Genomic DNA, 15,144 nt, shown 5'->3' on the forward strand with positions numbered 1-15,144 from the left:
TGGCGCTACGCTTATCCCGGCCTACGAATCACACCTTACCCCGTAGGCCGGATAAGGCGTTTACGCCGCCATCCGGCAACTCTCTTAACCTTTCATGTCCCGCAACCGGCGGCTCAGCCAGATCCCATGGTGCGGTCGCTGACGCCATGCTACCGACGAAATGGTATGCATGGTGTTCAGATGCCCCAAAACCCGCTGCAGATGCTGCTCAAGGGTGCTTAAAGGCCCATGGGACAGCATCTCTGGCGCCTCAAGAATATTCACATCGCCGGAGCTTCCGGGTCCGTCATATTCCAGCCGCTGCTGACAGCGCTGGATCGCGATTTCACAGGACTCCAGATAACGCTGCGCCAAATCCGGCGTCAGCATCGTATGTTCCCTTGCCAGCGTAGTCATTGCGTTGATGTGTTCGACGATGAACTGACTATGCGTAACCCACAGTTTCATGTCCGCCAGATAGTGCGAGTTGAACCCAGGTTCCTGCATCGCCTGGTTAAGTGAGTTGAACAGCGTGTTATGCGCCTGGTTGACCCGCATGCGTTGATACGCCAGCGGTGTGGCCTGGGGATCGTTGCTAAGAATCAGGCGAATGGCCTCCTGATCGGCTTCTAACGCATCGTGGGCGTTTTTACGCAGCAAACCGCTCTGCCACTGCGGCCACAGCCAGAGCATCCCGCCAAAAGCGATCAGGCAGCCAGTGATCGTATCGATAAACCGAGGCACGATAAACTGTTCCCCGTTCAGCGTCAGCAGTTGCAGGGTATATACCGCGGTGACCGTAAAGCCGACGGTAGCCCAGCCGTAGTTTTTGCGGATGGTCAGATAACTCACCAGGGTTATCAGTAGCATGCCTGCCAGCGTGTAACCTTCCTGAATATGAAAGTGCAGCGTGACGCCGGCGATCACCAGACCGACGAGCGTCCCTACTGAACGGTGTAAGATACGTACCCGGGTTGCCCCGTAGCCATTTTGCGTGACAAACAGGATTGTCATCAAAATCCAATAGGGTTTTGGCAGGTGTAAGGCGCTGCCCATCAGGCTGGCAATGCTCAACATGACGCTGATGCGTCCGGCATTACGCAGCGCCGGGGATTTCAACGACAGATAGCTTTTCAGGGCAGGGATCAGCGGCAGCCGACGCTGCTTGTCAGCCATTAAATCACGGGCATACAGTGGCCGCTGGGTGCGTAGCACACGGGCAATACGGCTGAAGTGCCAGTAGCAAAATTGACCCACCGGATTGTCCGGATGCTGGTTGGCGATTTTCTCCAGCGTGCCAATCTGCTTTTCCATTGAGAAACGGGTCGGTAAGCGGTGATACAAAATATCATCGGCCAGTACGCGAAGGCGTTCGGCGACGGTGCGCGCATTCCAGCGAATCACTTGTTCGGCGTGGCTACGTTCGACCAGCTTTTGCACCTCTTCCGGCTGGTGGAGGCTAACGGAAATATGTTCCTGTAAATCGAGCGCCTCCTGAAAGGCACGTAGCAGGCGCTTATAATCGTTGTTGCGATGCGCCGACAGCATATGCATTTGCTGATAGCACTGGGTAATTAAATCCACCGCTTTTTGCTGGCGCACCAGCAGGGGAGGCAGCGCTTTTTCTGGGTCGGCATGCTGGGTCAGCATGCTGTACTTGGCCTCACAGTAATCGGCTAATTCGCGGTACAACAAGCTAAGCGACTCACGCAGCGGCTGCTCGCGCCACATCCAGAACCAGAACCAGTTGAACAGACCGTACCACAATGTGCCCAGCGCGTAGATTAGCAGCGGCTCCCAGACGGGCATGTTACCTGCCAGACTGAGTGTGAAAATTGCCGCAATAAGCGAGGCAGGTAGTAGTCGCGCATGCAGAGGGCCTAATTCTGCGGTTACACCAAGAATCAGCGTCAGGCCGGTGAGGATCAGCGGCAGCGGTATAGTCTGTGCCAGCAGTAATTGCATGATCAGACTGCATCCGGCAAACAAAGACGCGCCAATCACTAAGCGTTTGAAAAAGCGCTTATGCGGGGTATCAAGACCGGCAATATTGCAGCAGGCAGGGACGAGGGAAAAGAGGAGTCCCAGATGAAGCTGACCGATGATCAGACCGACGGCCACAGGTAAACATAGCACCAGCGTTTGTCGTAGTGCGTAGTTGATCTCTGGGTGGTATATCAGTCTTCGCCACATCGGAGCAAACAAAAGTGGCGCATTACGGGGTAACGCGCCACTTCGATGGGGTTAACGTGTGCCGTAGACGACGATGGTCTTACCGTGTGCGGAGATCAGGTTCTGATCTTCCAGCATCTTCAGAATACGACCGACGGTCTCACGGGAGCAGCCAACGATCTGGCCGATTTCCTGACGGGTGATTTTAATCTGCATGCCGTCCGGGTGGGTCATCGCATCAGGCTGTTTCGCCAGATTCAGCAGAGTCTGCGCGATACGACCGGTAACGTCGAGGAAGGCAAGGTTGCCCACTTTTTCAGACGTGACCTGCAGACGGCGAGCCATCTGAGAGGACAGGCGCATCAGAATATCTGGATTGACCTGGATTAATTGGCGAAATTTTTTGTAGGAAATTTCAGCGACTTCACATGCAGTTTTAGCACGGACCCAGGCGCTGCGTTCCTGACCTTCTTCGAAGAGGCCTAATTCACCAATAAAATCGCCCTGATTCAGATAAGAAAGGATCATTTCTTTCCCTTCTTCATCTTTGATCAGCACTGCCACTGAGCCTTTAACGATGTAGTACAACGTTTCCGCTTTTTCACCCTGGTGAATCAGCGTGCTCTTCGATGGGTACTTATGAATATGGCAATGAGACAAGAACCATTCGAGAGTCGGGTCTGTTTGCGGTTTGCCAAGCACCATGCGCGGTTATCCTCTGTTATAAGCTGTCTCCAGAGCCAAAAAACATCCTGTCTCTGGGTTTGCAAAAATGTGCTTCCCGCTACCTGGGAAGGGGGCTGTCAATACGTGCGACGGCCTGTAATGTGATGTCCTCTGCATACATGCAGTACGTCAATGTATTACTGTAGCATCCCGACTGTTTTAGCATAGCTTTCGCCGTGTGTCTCCTGGTGTCTCGCTTCAGCATGACGCAGGTCGCCTTCCGTTGCGAGATTTGTTGTGTGCGCGTAATCTGTCAGGAAAATTGATGCATCGGAGTAATAAAATATGCAAGCACGTGTTAAGTGGGTTGAAGGGCTGACCTTCCTCGGTGAGTCCGCCTCTGGCCACCAGATTTTGATGGACGGTAATTCCGGTGATAAAGCGCCGAGCCCGATGGAAATGGTCTTAATGGCTGCGGGTGGTTGCAGCGCAATTGATGTGGTGTCGATCCTGCAAAAGGGTCGTCAGGATGTGACCAACTGCGAAGTGAAGCTGACCTCCGAGCGTCGTGATGAAGCGCCGCGCCTGTTTACCCATATCAACCTGCATTTCATCGTAACGGGTAACGATCTGAAAGATGCGTCCGTCGCACGTGCGGTCGATCTTTCGGCGGAAAAATACTGCTCCGTGGCGCTGATGCTGGAAAAGGCGGTGAACATTACCCACTCCTATGAAGTGGTTGCCGCGTAATTGCTGATGCCGGATGGCGGCGTTGCCTTATCCGGCCTACAGGGTGATGTTGAGTCGTAGGCCCGATAAGCGAAGCGCCATCGGGCGCTTTCCACATATCACTCTATCTTTTTGCCTTCCATCAGTCGCTGCACCAGCGGCAGCATAATCAATTCCATCGCCAGACCCATTTTTCCGCCCGGTACGACCAACGTATTGATATGAGAAATGAATGAGCCCTGCAGCATGGCCAGTAGCCACGGGAAGTCGATCCCTTCCAGATTACGAAAATGAATAACGACAAAGCTTTCATCGAGTGACGGAATGCTCTTGGCGGCAAAGGGATTAGAGGTATCGACGGTTGGTACGCGTTGGAAGTTGATATGCGTACGGGAAAACTGTGGCGTGATGTAATTGATGTAATCGTCCATTGAGCGCACCACCGAGTCCATCACCGCTTCACGCGAGTGTCCACGCTCGCTGGTATCGCGGGTCAACTTCTGAATCCACTCCAGGTTCACGATCGGCACCACGCCAACCAGCAGATCGACATGCCGGGCCACATTTTGCTGAGGGGTGACAACGCCGCCGTGCAGTCCCTCATAGAACAGGACATCCGTCGGTTCAGGCAGCGGCTGCCAGGGCGTAAATGTCCCCGGAACCTGATTCCACGGTACGGCCTCATCGTAGGTGTGCAGGTATTTACGCGACTGACCTTTGCCCGTCAGGCCGTATTCAATGAAGGTTTGCTCCAGCAGACCGAAGTCGTTAGCTTCGGGGCCGAAATAGCTGATATGCCGCCCGGCATCGCGTGCTTTGCGAATCGCCATGTCCATTTCCGGACGGGTATAGCGGTGAAAACTGTCACCTTCCACCTCGGCGGCGCGCAGGTTTAACTGCGCGAAAATTTTACGAAACGCGAGGCTGGTGGTGGTGGTCCCCGCGCCGCTGGATCCTGTTACCGCAATCACCGGATGTTTGGCAGACATAACAACTCCATGAAATGGTTGTAATTATAGTAAAGTCGGCCGGCGGCTACGGATTACTCGTGAATCTGCTTCCTCGGCATAATGTTGACCGTTTCATGCAGTTCGGACCACACCAACACGGCTTCACCTGATTGTAGTTGGCGTTTGACGTCGGCGACTTTTTGTTCGAGCGAGCGTTCATGTTCACCGTAATCGGTGCCTTCACGCAAGACAAAGCTTTCAATCAGATTGTCCAGCGCGTCCGGAGAGATATCTTGCCATGGGATAATCATGATGACGCCTCCAGATACGTTGTCAGCCAGTCCGGGATTCTTGATTCCAGCCACATCTCAGGACGGCGCACTGTGCCACCAATAAATCCGACGTGGCCGCCATGTTCAGTCAGCTGATATTCCACCTGCGAAGGCAGATTTTCCGGTTTCGGGATCACGTGATGATCCATAAACGGATCGTCTTTAGCATGGATAATCAGCGTTGGTTTGGCGATCCGATTGAGCAACGGCATGGCGCTGCACTGGCGGTAATAGTCTATAGCATCGGCGAAACCGTGGATTTTGGCGGTGATCAGATCGTCAAAATCGCGAATGCGGCGCAAAGATTTCAACTGGGCCAGACTTACCGGCAGCGAACCTGGATACGCCTCAAGCTTACGCGAGGCGTTGGCTTTCAATAAATTGAGCAGGTAGCGCTGATAGACACGGGAAAAGCCCTTGTCCATATGGTAGCTACAGGCTTCGAGCACGAAAGGCGCAGAAACGATAACCGCTGCATCTATCGGAATATTGTTGCCTTCTTTTGCCAGCAGACAAGCCAGCATGTTTCCACCGAGTGAATAACCTACCGCGGCGGTCGGTGCGCGACCGAACTCACGTTCCAGCCAGTGTAAAAACCAGGTGCCATCTTCTGTTTCACCGGAGTGATAAATACGGTTCAAACGATTGGGCTCACCGCTGCAACCGCGAAAATGCATTACCACGCCCAGCCAGCCGCGCTTTTGTGCTGCTTCAATCAGGCCATGTGCGTAGGGGCTGTTCAGACTACCTTCCAGACCGTGAAAAACCACCAGGCGCGGTTTGTGTTTCGCCTGTTGCGGATCTTCACTCCACGCCAGATCGACGAAATCGCCGTCGGGCAATTCCAGACGCTGCCAGTGGGCGTCGAACTTCACCTTACGGCGAATTAATCGCGGCAGCATCGTCTGCAGATGGCGGTTACTGATACCGCGCATCGGGCGGAATTCTCGCGAATCGTCGGTAGGTGGGGTCATTTCTGTGGACGTGATTTCAACCATAACACCGGAGCAATTAATAATCGGAAAGAATAACTATACCGCGCACAGCGCGTGCGGGTTAGCCAATATGTGATTTTGTCGCTAGTCAGTCAGCAGGTTACGCGAGAAAAAATGAAAATCGACGTTAGGTTTACGTCGCCACAGGCGGGCTTTACGCGTCCCTGTCGCCACGCTTTCTCCAGTATCTTCAAACATTCCTGACGCTTCAAAGCGACGAATCAGACTTTTACGCTGGATCGACTGACCGAGGATCACCTCAGTGGCTTCGAGTAGTTGCCCATGGGTAAATGTTTCCGGCAAGCAGTACACTGGCAGGAGCGAGTACATCGTTTTTTGCCGCAAGCGATGCAGCGCCGCTGTAATGATTTTCTCGTGATCAAACGCGAGTGAATAGTTTTTCAACTCATCAACCGGCACCCAACGGGCATTGCTGACGCTGGCGATATGGGGCGCGCAGTCTACCCAGGCGATTAGTGCAAACCAGGTGACCGTCAGGCTCCAGCCGCGCGGGTCACGATCAGGCCCGGAAAAGGTATCCATTTGTTCCAGCCACGAAGGCGAAACACCCGTTTTTTCAGTGAGTTTGCGCAGCGCGGTGGCACGGGTTGAATCATCGTTTTCGATATCAATAAAGCCGCCGGGTAATCCCCAACGTCCTTTTTGCGGCTGCTTTGCCCGCTCGACCAGTAATACGCACAGCGCCTGCTGATGCAGGGTAAATAACGCACTATCTACCGTCACCAGAGGTGAAGGGAAGCGGCTGGCGTCGTACTGATTCAGGTAGTCGGCTTCGGTGGTCATAAGGTACTCACGATGATTTGTAACGCTGATAAGTGTACCAGCCCGGCACCGGGGGGCAAGGTTCGTTTTTTCTCATTACTTATCAGTTGATTAACTAACAGCTTAAAAATAATTCATTTTCTGCTTGCTTAATATGTGTCTTAGAGACATTATTAATTGTGTCGAAGGGACACAATTAAAGGGTGAGCGCGATGAACATAAAATTGACACTAACTTTGGACGACCAGGTCTATGCCGTTGCCAGCGGTGTTTTTCCTGATGGTGCTGTCTGGTTAAAAGTCACCGATGCGTTGCCAACCTTTGCTCGCCTGATGCGCATCCGTGCCACGGCTATGCGCGATATGAACGATTTTATGCTGCTGGCGCAACTGGTTGAGGCGGTCCGTCATCAGACCGATGTACTGGTCAGCCATCTCGACCTTCCCTGGCTGCCGTGGGCGCGTCAGGACAGACATATGGTATCGGGTGACAGCTTTGCGCTGAAAGTCTTCGCCAGTCAGCTCAATACGTTGAAATTTGACAAGGTCAACGTGCTCGACCCGCACAGTGACGCGGCGGCGGCTGCAATCGACAACTTTGTGGCGATCCCCCAGGAGGTTTGCCTGATGCAAAGCGCGTCATTATCGCGGCTGTTTCAGCATAACGCGCTGATGTTGGTTGCTCCCGATGCAGGATCGCTGAAGAAGATTGATGCCGTAGCCAGAGCGGCCGGTGTGGAGCAGTACGCCATCCTGAGCAAAAAACGTGATGTGGCAAGCGGCAGCCTGACGGGATTTACGTTATTGGCCGGAGACGTCAGGGGGAGGGATCTGCTGATTGTCGACGACCTGTGTGATGCTGGCGGCACCTTCATAGGTTCTGCGCAGGTGCTACGTGATGCCGGTGCCCGCAGCGTTAGCCTGTACGTCACCCACGGGATCTTTTCTAAGGGCGTTGAACACCTTTTTGCTAACGGTATTGACGCCATCTACACCACCACTTCTTTAGCTGCCCCGACGCTGGAACATCCGCAGCTTGAACTTATCGATATTGACGCGATTTACCGCGCCTGAGGGAGAGACTGATTATGAAAATGAATCCAATTTTAGCTATCGACGGCTACAAAGTGTCTCACCGCGTTCAGTATCCGCAGGGCACCCGTCGCGTATATTCCAACTTTACCCCTCGCAGCGATCGCTTTTTCTCCTCGCCGTTGGCGGATGGCAAACTGGTATTTTTCGGCCTGCAGGGGTTTATGCAGTGGTTTTTAGTCGACCTGTTTAATGAGGCGTTCTTTGCCCGCCCGGAAGATGAGGTTGTGAGTGAATACAAACAGGTCATGGATAGCTATCTCGGCAAAGATGCGGTGGCGGTGGACCATATTCGTGCATTGCATCAGTTGGGCTATCTGCCGCTGCATATCAAGGCGCTGGATGAAGGTAGCAAAGTTCCAATGACTGTGCCGGTTTTAACCATTATCAACACCAAACCCGAATTTTTCTGGCTGGTGAATTACCTGGAGACAATCCTGTCGGCGGAATTGTGGAAAGCGTCGACAAACGCCACGATTGCTCACCATTACCGCAAAATCTGCGCACGCTGGGCACAGAAAACCTGTAGCGACCTGACGCATCTTGACTTCCAGTGCCATGACTTTTCATTTCGCGGTATGTCCGGATTACAGGACACCATGCAGGCGGGCAGTGGGCATTTGTTGAGCTTTAAAGGGACCGACAGTATTCCATCTCTGTTGTACGCCCGCGATTACTACACCGACGGCGAGCCCTATTTTATCGGCGCCAGCATTCCAGCTACTGAACACAGCGTGATGTGTATGGGCGAGCGCGAGCATGAGATTGAAACCTTCCGCCGCCTGATTGCCGATCTCTACCCGCAAGGATTTGTATCGATAGTATCTGATACCTGGGACTACTGGCAGGTGCTGACGGAATATACCCGCGAACTGAAGAGCATCATTCTGGCGCGTGAAGGTCGTGTGGTATTCCGTCCGGATAGCGGCAACCCGGTAGAGATTCTGTGCGGTACTGGCGAAGATAACGATACAAGCAGCGATCGTACCGCTCAGGAGAAAGGGTCCGTGGAAGTGCTGTGGGAGATTTTTGGCGGCACGATTAACGCCAAAGGTTACAAGGTGCTCGACCCGCATGTTGGACTGATTTATGGCGACTCCATCACCCTTGAGCGGGCGAATGAGATCCTGCGTCGTCTGGAAGCGAAAGGATTTGCCAGTTCAAACGTCGTGTTTGGCGTCGGTTCCTTTACCTATCAGTACAACACGCGTGACACCTTCGGTTTTGCGATGAAAGCGACGTGGGGAGAAGTCGACGGCAAAGGCCGGACGATTTTCAAAGAGCCGAAAACCGATAATGGCCTGAAGCGTTCAGCCCGTGGTCTGCTCCGCGTCACACGTGATGAGCAAGGGGAACTGCGTCTGCATGATGAACAGACTTGGGAGCAAGAGCAGGAAGGGGAGCTGAAAACCCGTTTTCTCAACGGCAAGCTGTTTAACTGCGAGCATTTCGAAGAAATCCGCCAGCGTCTGGCGATGCAACGCTAAGCTGGGCTTTTGCCGGATGGCGGCTTTGCCTTATCCGGCCTACGGGCAGCAGGCCGCACGCTTTATGTAGGCCGGATCAGACGCACCAGCGTCGCCATCCGGCAAAACCTTACTCACCCAACATCTGCTCAAGTTGTTCCTGAGCGTCCAGCCAGGCCATTTCACACTCTTCCAGCCCGGATTTCGCACTGGCCTGCTGCTGCAGACAAGCGGTGAGTTCGGCTTTGCGGCTTTGGTCGTACAGTTCGCTGTCGCCGAGTTTCTCTTCCGCCTGAGCTAACTGCGCGTGCAGTTTCTCCATCTCTTTTTCCAGACGGGTGATCTCTTTGCGCAGCGGTTGCGTCAGAGTGCGCAGTTCCGCTTCACGACGCTTCTGGTCTTTACGAGCCTGGGCGCTGTTAACGCTCTCTTTCGCCGGTTCGTCGCTCTGATTTTCCTGTTTCTGGACATCGCTCAGCCACTGCTGATAATCCTCCAGATCGCCATCAAACGGCTCGACTTTCTTGTCGTGTACCAGATAGAGGTCGTCGGTGGTGGAGCGGATCAGGTGACGGTCGTGCGAGACGACAACCAGCGCGCCTTCAAAATCGATCAGCGCTTCGGTCAGCGCCTGACGCATATCTAAGTCCAGGTGGTTGGTCGGTTCATCGAGCAGCAGCAGGTTCGGGCGCTGCCAGACGATCAATGCCAGCACCAGACGCGCCTTTTCACCACCGGAGAAGCGGCGAGTCTCTTCGCTGACTTTATCGCCCTGGAAGCCGAATCCACCCAGGTAGTCTCGTAGTTTCTGCTCCAGCTCCTGCGGCGCCATGCGTGCCAGATGCTGAATTGGTGATTCATCGGCGCGTAAAAACTCCAGCTGGTGCTGCGCGAAGTAGCCCAGCTTGATGCCTTTCGCCAGGCCAATCTCGCCGCTGATGGGGGCCAGTTCGCCGGCCAGCAGCTTAATCAGCGTCGATTTACCCGCGCCGTTGCGACCGAGCAGACCGATGCGGGAACCCGGCACCAGATTCAGTTTGATCGAATCGAGAATGACGCGATCGCCGTAGCCAGCGCTGACCTTTTCCATCTTCAGCAGCGGGTTTGGCAGGCTTTCCGGTTCACGGAAGCTGAAGTGGAACGGGTTGTCCACGTGTGCTGGGGCAATCAGCTCCATGCGTTCCAGCATTTTGATACGACTCTGCGCCTGTTTTGCTTTCGTTGCTTTAGCGCGGAAACGATCGATATAGCTTTGCAGATGTGCCACGCGCTCCTGCTGGCTTTCGTACATGGCCTGTTGCTGCGCGAGGCGGGTCGCACGCTGGATTTCAAACGCGCTGTAGTTGCCGGTGTACTCGAACATGGTTTGCTGTTCGATATGAATAATTTTATCCACCACCGGATCGAGGAAGTCGCGGTCGTGGGAGATCAAGATCAGCGTGCCCTGATAGCTTTTCAGCCATCTTTCCAGCCAGATCACCGCGTCGAGATCGAGGTGGTTGGTAGGTTCATCGAGCAGTAGTAGGTCTGAACGGCAAATCAGCGCCTGGGCCAGGTTGAGTCGCATACGCCAGCCACCGGAGAAGTCGCTGACCGGCCGTTCAAGCTGTTCGTTGGAGAAACCGAGGCCATGCAGCAGGCTGGCGGCGCGTGAACGCACGGTCCAGGCATCGATGGCATCCAGCTTGCCATGGACAGTGGCAATGGCATGTCCATCGTTACGTTCGTTGGCGTCGTTCAACTGCGCTTCCAGTTGACGATATTCGCGGTCGCCGTCAATGACGTACTCCAGCGCGGGCTGTGGCAACGCAGGCGTTTCCTGATTCACCCACGCGAGCTGCCAGTTTCCCGGATAGGTAAATCCTCCAGCGTCGGCGCTGAGTTCATTTTTCAGCAATGCCAGCAGGGTAGATTTACCGCAGCCATTTTTACCCACCAGGCCAACCTTCTGCCCTGGATTAATGGTGGCCGTGGCATTGTCCAGCAAGACGCGCACGCCGCGACGAATTTGTAACGATGAGAAAACAATCATAAGGCGCCGTATGTTCAGACTATGTTAATTTATCATTATGATAATGTAATGTGCGGGCCGTTTGCCGCACCGAGGCGCAATGGTAGCCCAAAACGTCGAAAATAGACAAAAGACAAAACCGGGAGGGGGATGATGTTCCAGCCAGCGAAAGTCTTGCTGCTGTATGCCCATCCGGAATCTCAGGACTCGGTCGCGAACCGTGTTCTGCTTAAACCGGCCATGCAGCTCAGCAATGTTACCGTGCACGACCTTTACGCGCACTATCCTGATTTTTTTATCGATATTCCGCATGAACAGGCGCTGCTGCGTGAGCATGATGTGATCGTTTTTCAGCATCCGCTTTACACCTATAGCTGTCCGGCGCTGTTAAAGGAGTGGCTTGACCGCGTACTGAGCCGCGGATTTGCCAGCGGTCCCGGAGGGAATCAACTGGCGGGAAAGTACTGGCGTAGCGTTATCACTACCGGAGAACCGGAAAGTGCCTACCGCTATGACGCGCTAAACCGTTATCCAATGAGCGATGTGCTGCGCCCTTTCGAGCTGACGGCCGGTATGTGCCGCATGCACTGGATGAGCCCTATTATCGTTTACTGGGCCAGAAGGCAAACGAAGCAGGAGCTGGACAGCCATGCGAAAGCGTATGGTGACTGGCTGGCGAATCCGATCCCTGTGGGAGGCCGCTGATGGAAGGTTCAGATTTGTTGACAGCCGGAGTGTTGTTTCTCTTCGCGGCGGTGGCGGCGGTACCGTTGGCGTCCTGGTTGGGTATCGGTCCGGTGTTGGGTTACTTGCTGGCGGGTATTGCCATCGGCCCGTGGGGATTAGGGTTCATCAGCGATGTGGATGAAATCCTGCACTTTTCCGAGCTGGGCGTGGTTTTTCTGATGTTCATCATTGGGTTGGAACTTAATCCGGCCAAGCTGTGGCAACTGCGGCGTTCAATTTTTGGCGTCGGCGCCGCGCAGGTGATGCTGAGCGCGGTGGTGCTGGCCGGATTATTGATACTCACTGCGTTCTCCTGGCAGGCGGCAGTGGTTGGGGGCATTGGTCTGGCGATGTCATCGACCGCGATGGCGCTGCAGTTGATGCGCGAAAAAGGCATGAACCGCAGTGAATCCGGGCAGTTGGGTTTTTCGGTGCTGCTGTTTCAGGATCTGGCGGTGATCCCTGCGCTGGCGCTGGTTCCGCTGCTGGCGGGGTCTGCTGACGAACATTTTGACTGGATTAAAGTGGGAATGAAGGTGCTGGCCTTTGCCGGCATGCTGATTGGCGGGCGCTATTTGCTGCGTCCGGTTTTCCGCTTCATTGCGGATTCTGGCGTGCGGGAAGTGTTCACCGCTGCCACGCTGCTGTTGGTGCTGGGTTCTGCTTTATTTATGGATGCGCTGGGGCTGTCGATGGCGCTGGGAACGTTTATCGCGGGTGTGCTGCTGGCGGAAAGTGAATACCGACATGAGCTGGAAACGGCAATCGATCCGTTCAAGGGACTGTTGCTCGGGCTGTTTTTTATCTCCGTTGGCATGTCGCTCAATCTCGGCGTGCTCTACACCCATATTCTGTGGGTGGCAGCGAGCGTGATCGTGCTGGTGGTCGTTAAAATGCTGGTGCTGTATGTACTGGCGCGTCTTAACGGCATGAGAAGCTCTGAACGGATGCAATTTGCCGGGGTTTTAAGTCAGGGCGGTGAATTCGCTTTCGTGCTGTTTTCAACGGCATCCTCGCAACGGCTGTTTCAGGGCGACCAAATGGCGTTGCTGCTGGTGACCGTCACGCTGTCGATGATGACCACGCCGCTGGTGATGAAGCTGATTGATAAATGGCTCTCCCGCCAGTTTAACGGCACGGATGAGGAAGACGAAAAACCCTGGGTGGAAGATGATAAACCGCAGGTGATTGTGGTGGGGTTTGGGCGTTTTGGTCAGGTTATTGGTCGCCTGTTGATGGCCAATAAAATGCGTATTACCGTCCTGGAGCGAGATATCAGCGCGGTGAATCTGATGCGCAAATATGGCTATAAGGTCTACTACGGTGACGCCACTCAGGTGGAACTGTTGCGCTCCGCAGGGGCAGAGGCGGCACAGTCTATTGTTATTACCTGTAATGAGCCTGAAGACACAATGAAACTGGTGGAACTGTGCCAACAGTATTTTCCGCATTTGCATATTCTTGCGCGAGCGCGCGGACGTGTAGAGGCGCATGAGTTATTACAGGCCGGTGTGACGCAGTTTTCCCGCGAAACGTTCTCCAGTGCGCTGGAGTTGGGGCGTAAAACGCTGGTTACACTGGGGATGCATCCGCACCAGGCCCAGCGTGCTCAGCTGCATTTTCGTCGGCTGGATATGCGCATGCTGCGGGAACTGATCCCCATGCATACAGATACGGTACAAATCTCTCGAGCCAGGGAAGCACGGCGCGAGCTGGAGGAAATTTTCCAACGAGAGATGCAGCAAGAGCGACGTCAGCTGGATGGCTGGGATGAATTTGAGTAGAGGATAATCATGGCAATTCGTAAACGTTTTATCGCAGGCGCAAAATGTCCGTCCTGCCAGTCGCAGGATACGCTGGCGATGTGGCGTGAAAATAATATCGATATTGTTGAGTGTGTTAAGTGCGGTCATCAGATGCGGGAAGCCGATAAAGAGGCGCGCGAGCACGTTCGCAAAGAAGAGCAAGTGATCGGGATTTTTCATCCGGACTAGCGATATGGCGCAGCTTTTTTTAAGCTAGAGGGTACACGGGTGCAGAATTCCGCTACAATCTGCGCCACTATTCTTTCCATGCTCAGGAGATATCATGAAAGTAGCAAAGGACCTGGTGGTCAGCCTGGCCTATCAGGTACGTACAGAAGACGGTGTGTTGGTTGATGAGTCTCCGGTGAGTGCACCGCTGGACTACCTGCATGGTCACGGTTCCCTGATTTCTGGCCTGGAAACAGCGCTGGACGGTCATGAAGTTGGCGACAAATTCGATGTTGCTGTTGGCGCAAACGACGCATACGGTCAGTACGACGAAAACCTGGTGCAGCGCGTTCCTAAAGACGTCTTCATGGGCGTTGACGAACTGCAGGTTGGCATGCGTTTCCTGGCTGAAACTGACCAGGGTCCAGTACCGGTAGAAATTACCGAAGTGGAAGACGACCACGTTGTGGTTGACGGTAACCACATGCTGGCTGGCCAGAATCTGAAATTCAACGTAGAAGTTGTTGCTATCCGCGAAGCGACCGAAGAAGAACTGGCTCACGGCCACGTTCACGGTGCGCACGGTCACGACCACGATCATGACCACGGTCATGACGGTTGCTGCGGTGGACACGGCCACGACCATGGTCACGAGCACGGCGGCGAAGGCTGCTGCGGCGGTGGCGGTAAAGGTAACGGCGGCGGCTGCGGTTGCCACTAATACCCTTCGTCTTTCAACCCACAGCGGTGTTGGCTGCGCTTTCGAATCCTGGTCACATAGTTATCTATGCTCCCAGGACTTCCTCAAGCTTGCCGCCTTGCTGTGATTTGAAATCCTTTGGGTATATGTGAGTAGATCCGATAAGCGTTAGCGCTTTCGGACACAAAAAAAGCGGGGATATCCCCGCTTTTTTACGTCTCAATAATGTGGCGGAGGGGTCTCTTCAGACTGCGACGCGATGTGGGACGGTTGCGTTGCTTTGAGCTTTTCCGTCAGCAGACGCAGATGGTCGCGCAGTTTGGCCATTTCCAGTTCATGCGCGGTCACCGTCACGTTGAGCTCTTCAATGGTTATCTCCTGAAATGCCAGGCGACTTTCCAGTTCAGCCAGGCGAGTTTCCATTGTTGTATCCTGCATGATTCACCTCTTTCTTTTTTCTCCGGCAGATCGCGGACTGCGGCGAATTCTACTTAACTTTGCCTGTTTGCACAGCACTCAATCTTCGGTCACGAAACTAATTTAAACAAAAAGAGTCTGAAAAGTGGTGATA

Annotated in this window: 14 protein-coding genes and 1 pseudogene; 7 read left to right on the forward strand and 8 right to left on the reverse strand. The window is 54.0% G+C overall.

What is annotated here, in order from left to right:
• Positions 1-84 precede the first annotated feature (84 nt).
• Positions 85-2,172 (reverse strand): YccS/YhfK family putative transporter, encoded by a 2,088-nt coding sequence (locus GUC46_RS01765; RefSeq protein ID WP_003837947.1) that lies wholly within the window; start codon positions 2,170-2,172, stop codon positions 85-87.
• A gap of 51 nt (positions 2,173-2,223) precedes the next feature.
• A complete protein-coding gene (crp, locus tag GUC46_RS01770) occupies positions 2,224-2,856 on the reverse strand; it encodes a cAMP-activated global transcriptional regulator CRP (RefSeq protein WP_000242758.1) in 633 nt (210 codons plus the stop codon).
• A gap of 306 nt (positions 2,857-3,162) precedes the next feature.
• On the opposite strand from crp, the gene GUC46_RS01775 reads away from it, so the two are divergent.
• Entirely contained in the window at positions 3,163-3,567 is a 405-nt protein-coding gene (locus GUC46_RS01775; RefSeq protein WP_003023611.1) for an OsmC family protein, read from the forward strand.
• 98 nt (positions 3,568-3,665) lie between these two features.
• On the opposite strand, the gene GUC46_RS01780 is transcribed toward GUC46_RS01775, so the two are convergent.
• From GUC46_RS01780 to GUC46_RS01795, 4 genes and pseudogenes are all read right to left on the reverse strand, one after another.
• Complete coding sequence (locus GUC46_RS01780) at positions 3,666-4,535, reverse strand: phosphoribulokinase (RefSeq protein WP_016151088.1); 870 nt, start codon at positions 4,533-4,535, stop codon at positions 3,666-3,668.
• 53 nt (positions 4,536-4,588) lie between these two features.
• Entirely contained in the window at positions 4,589-4,807 is a 219-nt protein-coding gene (locus GUC46_RS01785; RefSeq protein WP_003023615.1) for a YheU family protein, read from the reverse strand.
• Positions 4,804-5,872: pseudogene (locus GUC46_RS01790) on the reverse strand (hydrolase). The gene GUC46_RS01785 and the pseudogene GUC46_RS01790 overlap by 4 nt, the downstream one beginning before the upstream one ends.
• A gap of 35 nt (positions 5,873-5,907) precedes the next feature.
• Positions 5,908-6,627 (reverse strand): NUDIX domain-containing protein, encoded by a 720-nt coding sequence (locus GUC46_RS01795; protein ID WP_003837957.1) that lies wholly within the window; start codon positions 6,625-6,627, stop codon positions 5,908-5,910.
• Between the two features lie 191 nt (positions 6,628-6,818).
• On the opposite strand from GUC46_RS01795, the gene prs reads away from it, so the two are divergent.
• Positions 6,819-7,679, forward strand: coding sequence for a ribose-phosphate diphosphokinase (gene prs, locus GUC46_RS01800; protein WP_106107673.1), 861 nt, complete (start codon positions 6,819-6,821; stop codon positions 7,677-7,679).
• Positions 7,680-7,693: 14 nt separating this feature from the next.
• Complete coding sequence (locus GUC46_RS01805; RefSeq protein WP_044713846.1) at positions 7,694-9,184, forward strand: nicotinate phosphoribosyltransferase; 1,491 nt, start codon at positions 7,694-7,696, stop codon at positions 9,182-9,184.
• Between the two features lie 109 nt (positions 9,185-9,293).
• Here the strand turns inward: GUC46_RS01805 and GUC46_RS01810 are convergent, their stop codons facing one another.
• Positions 9,294-11,195: an ABC transporter ATP-binding protein gene (locus tag GUC46_RS01810; RefSeq protein WP_003847948.1), complete on the reverse strand. Its 1,902-nt coding sequence runs from the start codon at positions 11,193-11,195 to the stop codon at positions 9,294-9,296.
• A 132-nt stretch (positions 11,196-11,327) separates the two neighbouring features.
• On the opposite strand from GUC46_RS01810, the gene kefG reads away from it, so the two are divergent.
• From kefG to slyD, 4 genes are all read left to right on the forward strand, one after another.
• Positions 11,328-11,879: a glutathione-regulated potassium-efflux system ancillary protein KefG gene (kefG, locus tag GUC46_RS01815; RefSeq protein ID WP_003023629.1), complete on the forward strand. Its 552-nt coding sequence runs from the start codon at positions 11,328-11,330 to the stop codon at positions 11,877-11,879.
• Complete coding sequence (gene kefB / locus GUC46_RS01820) at positions 11,879-13,684, forward strand: glutathione-regulated potassium-efflux system protein KefB (RefSeq protein WP_160179690.1); 1,806 nt, start codon at positions 11,879-11,881, stop codon at positions 13,682-13,684. The genes kefG and kefB overlap by 1 nt, the downstream gene beginning before the upstream one ends.
• Positions 13,685-13,693: 9 nt before the next feature.
• Positions 13,694-13,894 (forward strand): YheV family putative zinc ribbon protein, encoded by a 201-nt coding sequence (locus GUC46_RS01825; RefSeq protein WP_003023632.1) that lies wholly within the window; start codon positions 13,694-13,696, stop codon positions 13,892-13,894.
• A gap of 94 nt (positions 13,895-13,988) precedes the next feature.
• Positions 13,989-14,594 (forward strand): peptidylprolyl isomerase, encoded by a 606-nt coding sequence (slyD, locus tag GUC46_RS01830; protein ID WP_003023634.1) that lies wholly within the window; start codon positions 13,989-13,991, stop codon positions 14,592-14,594.
• Positions 14,595-14,792: 198 nt separating this feature from the next.
• Here the strand turns inward: slyD and GUC46_RS01835 are convergent, their stop codons facing one another.
• Positions 14,793-15,011 (reverse strand): protein SlyX, encoded by a 219-nt coding sequence (locus GUC46_RS01835; RefSeq protein ID WP_003023639.1) that lies wholly within the window; start codon positions 15,009-15,011, stop codon positions 14,793-14,795.
• Between the last annotated feature and the right edge of the window lie 133 nt (positions 15,012-15,144).

The organism is Citrobacter sp. LUTT5 (assembly GCF_009905315.1).
GTDB lineage: Bacteria > Pseudomonadota > Gammaproteobacteria > Enterobacterales > Enterobacteriaceae > Citrobacter > Citrobacter freundii.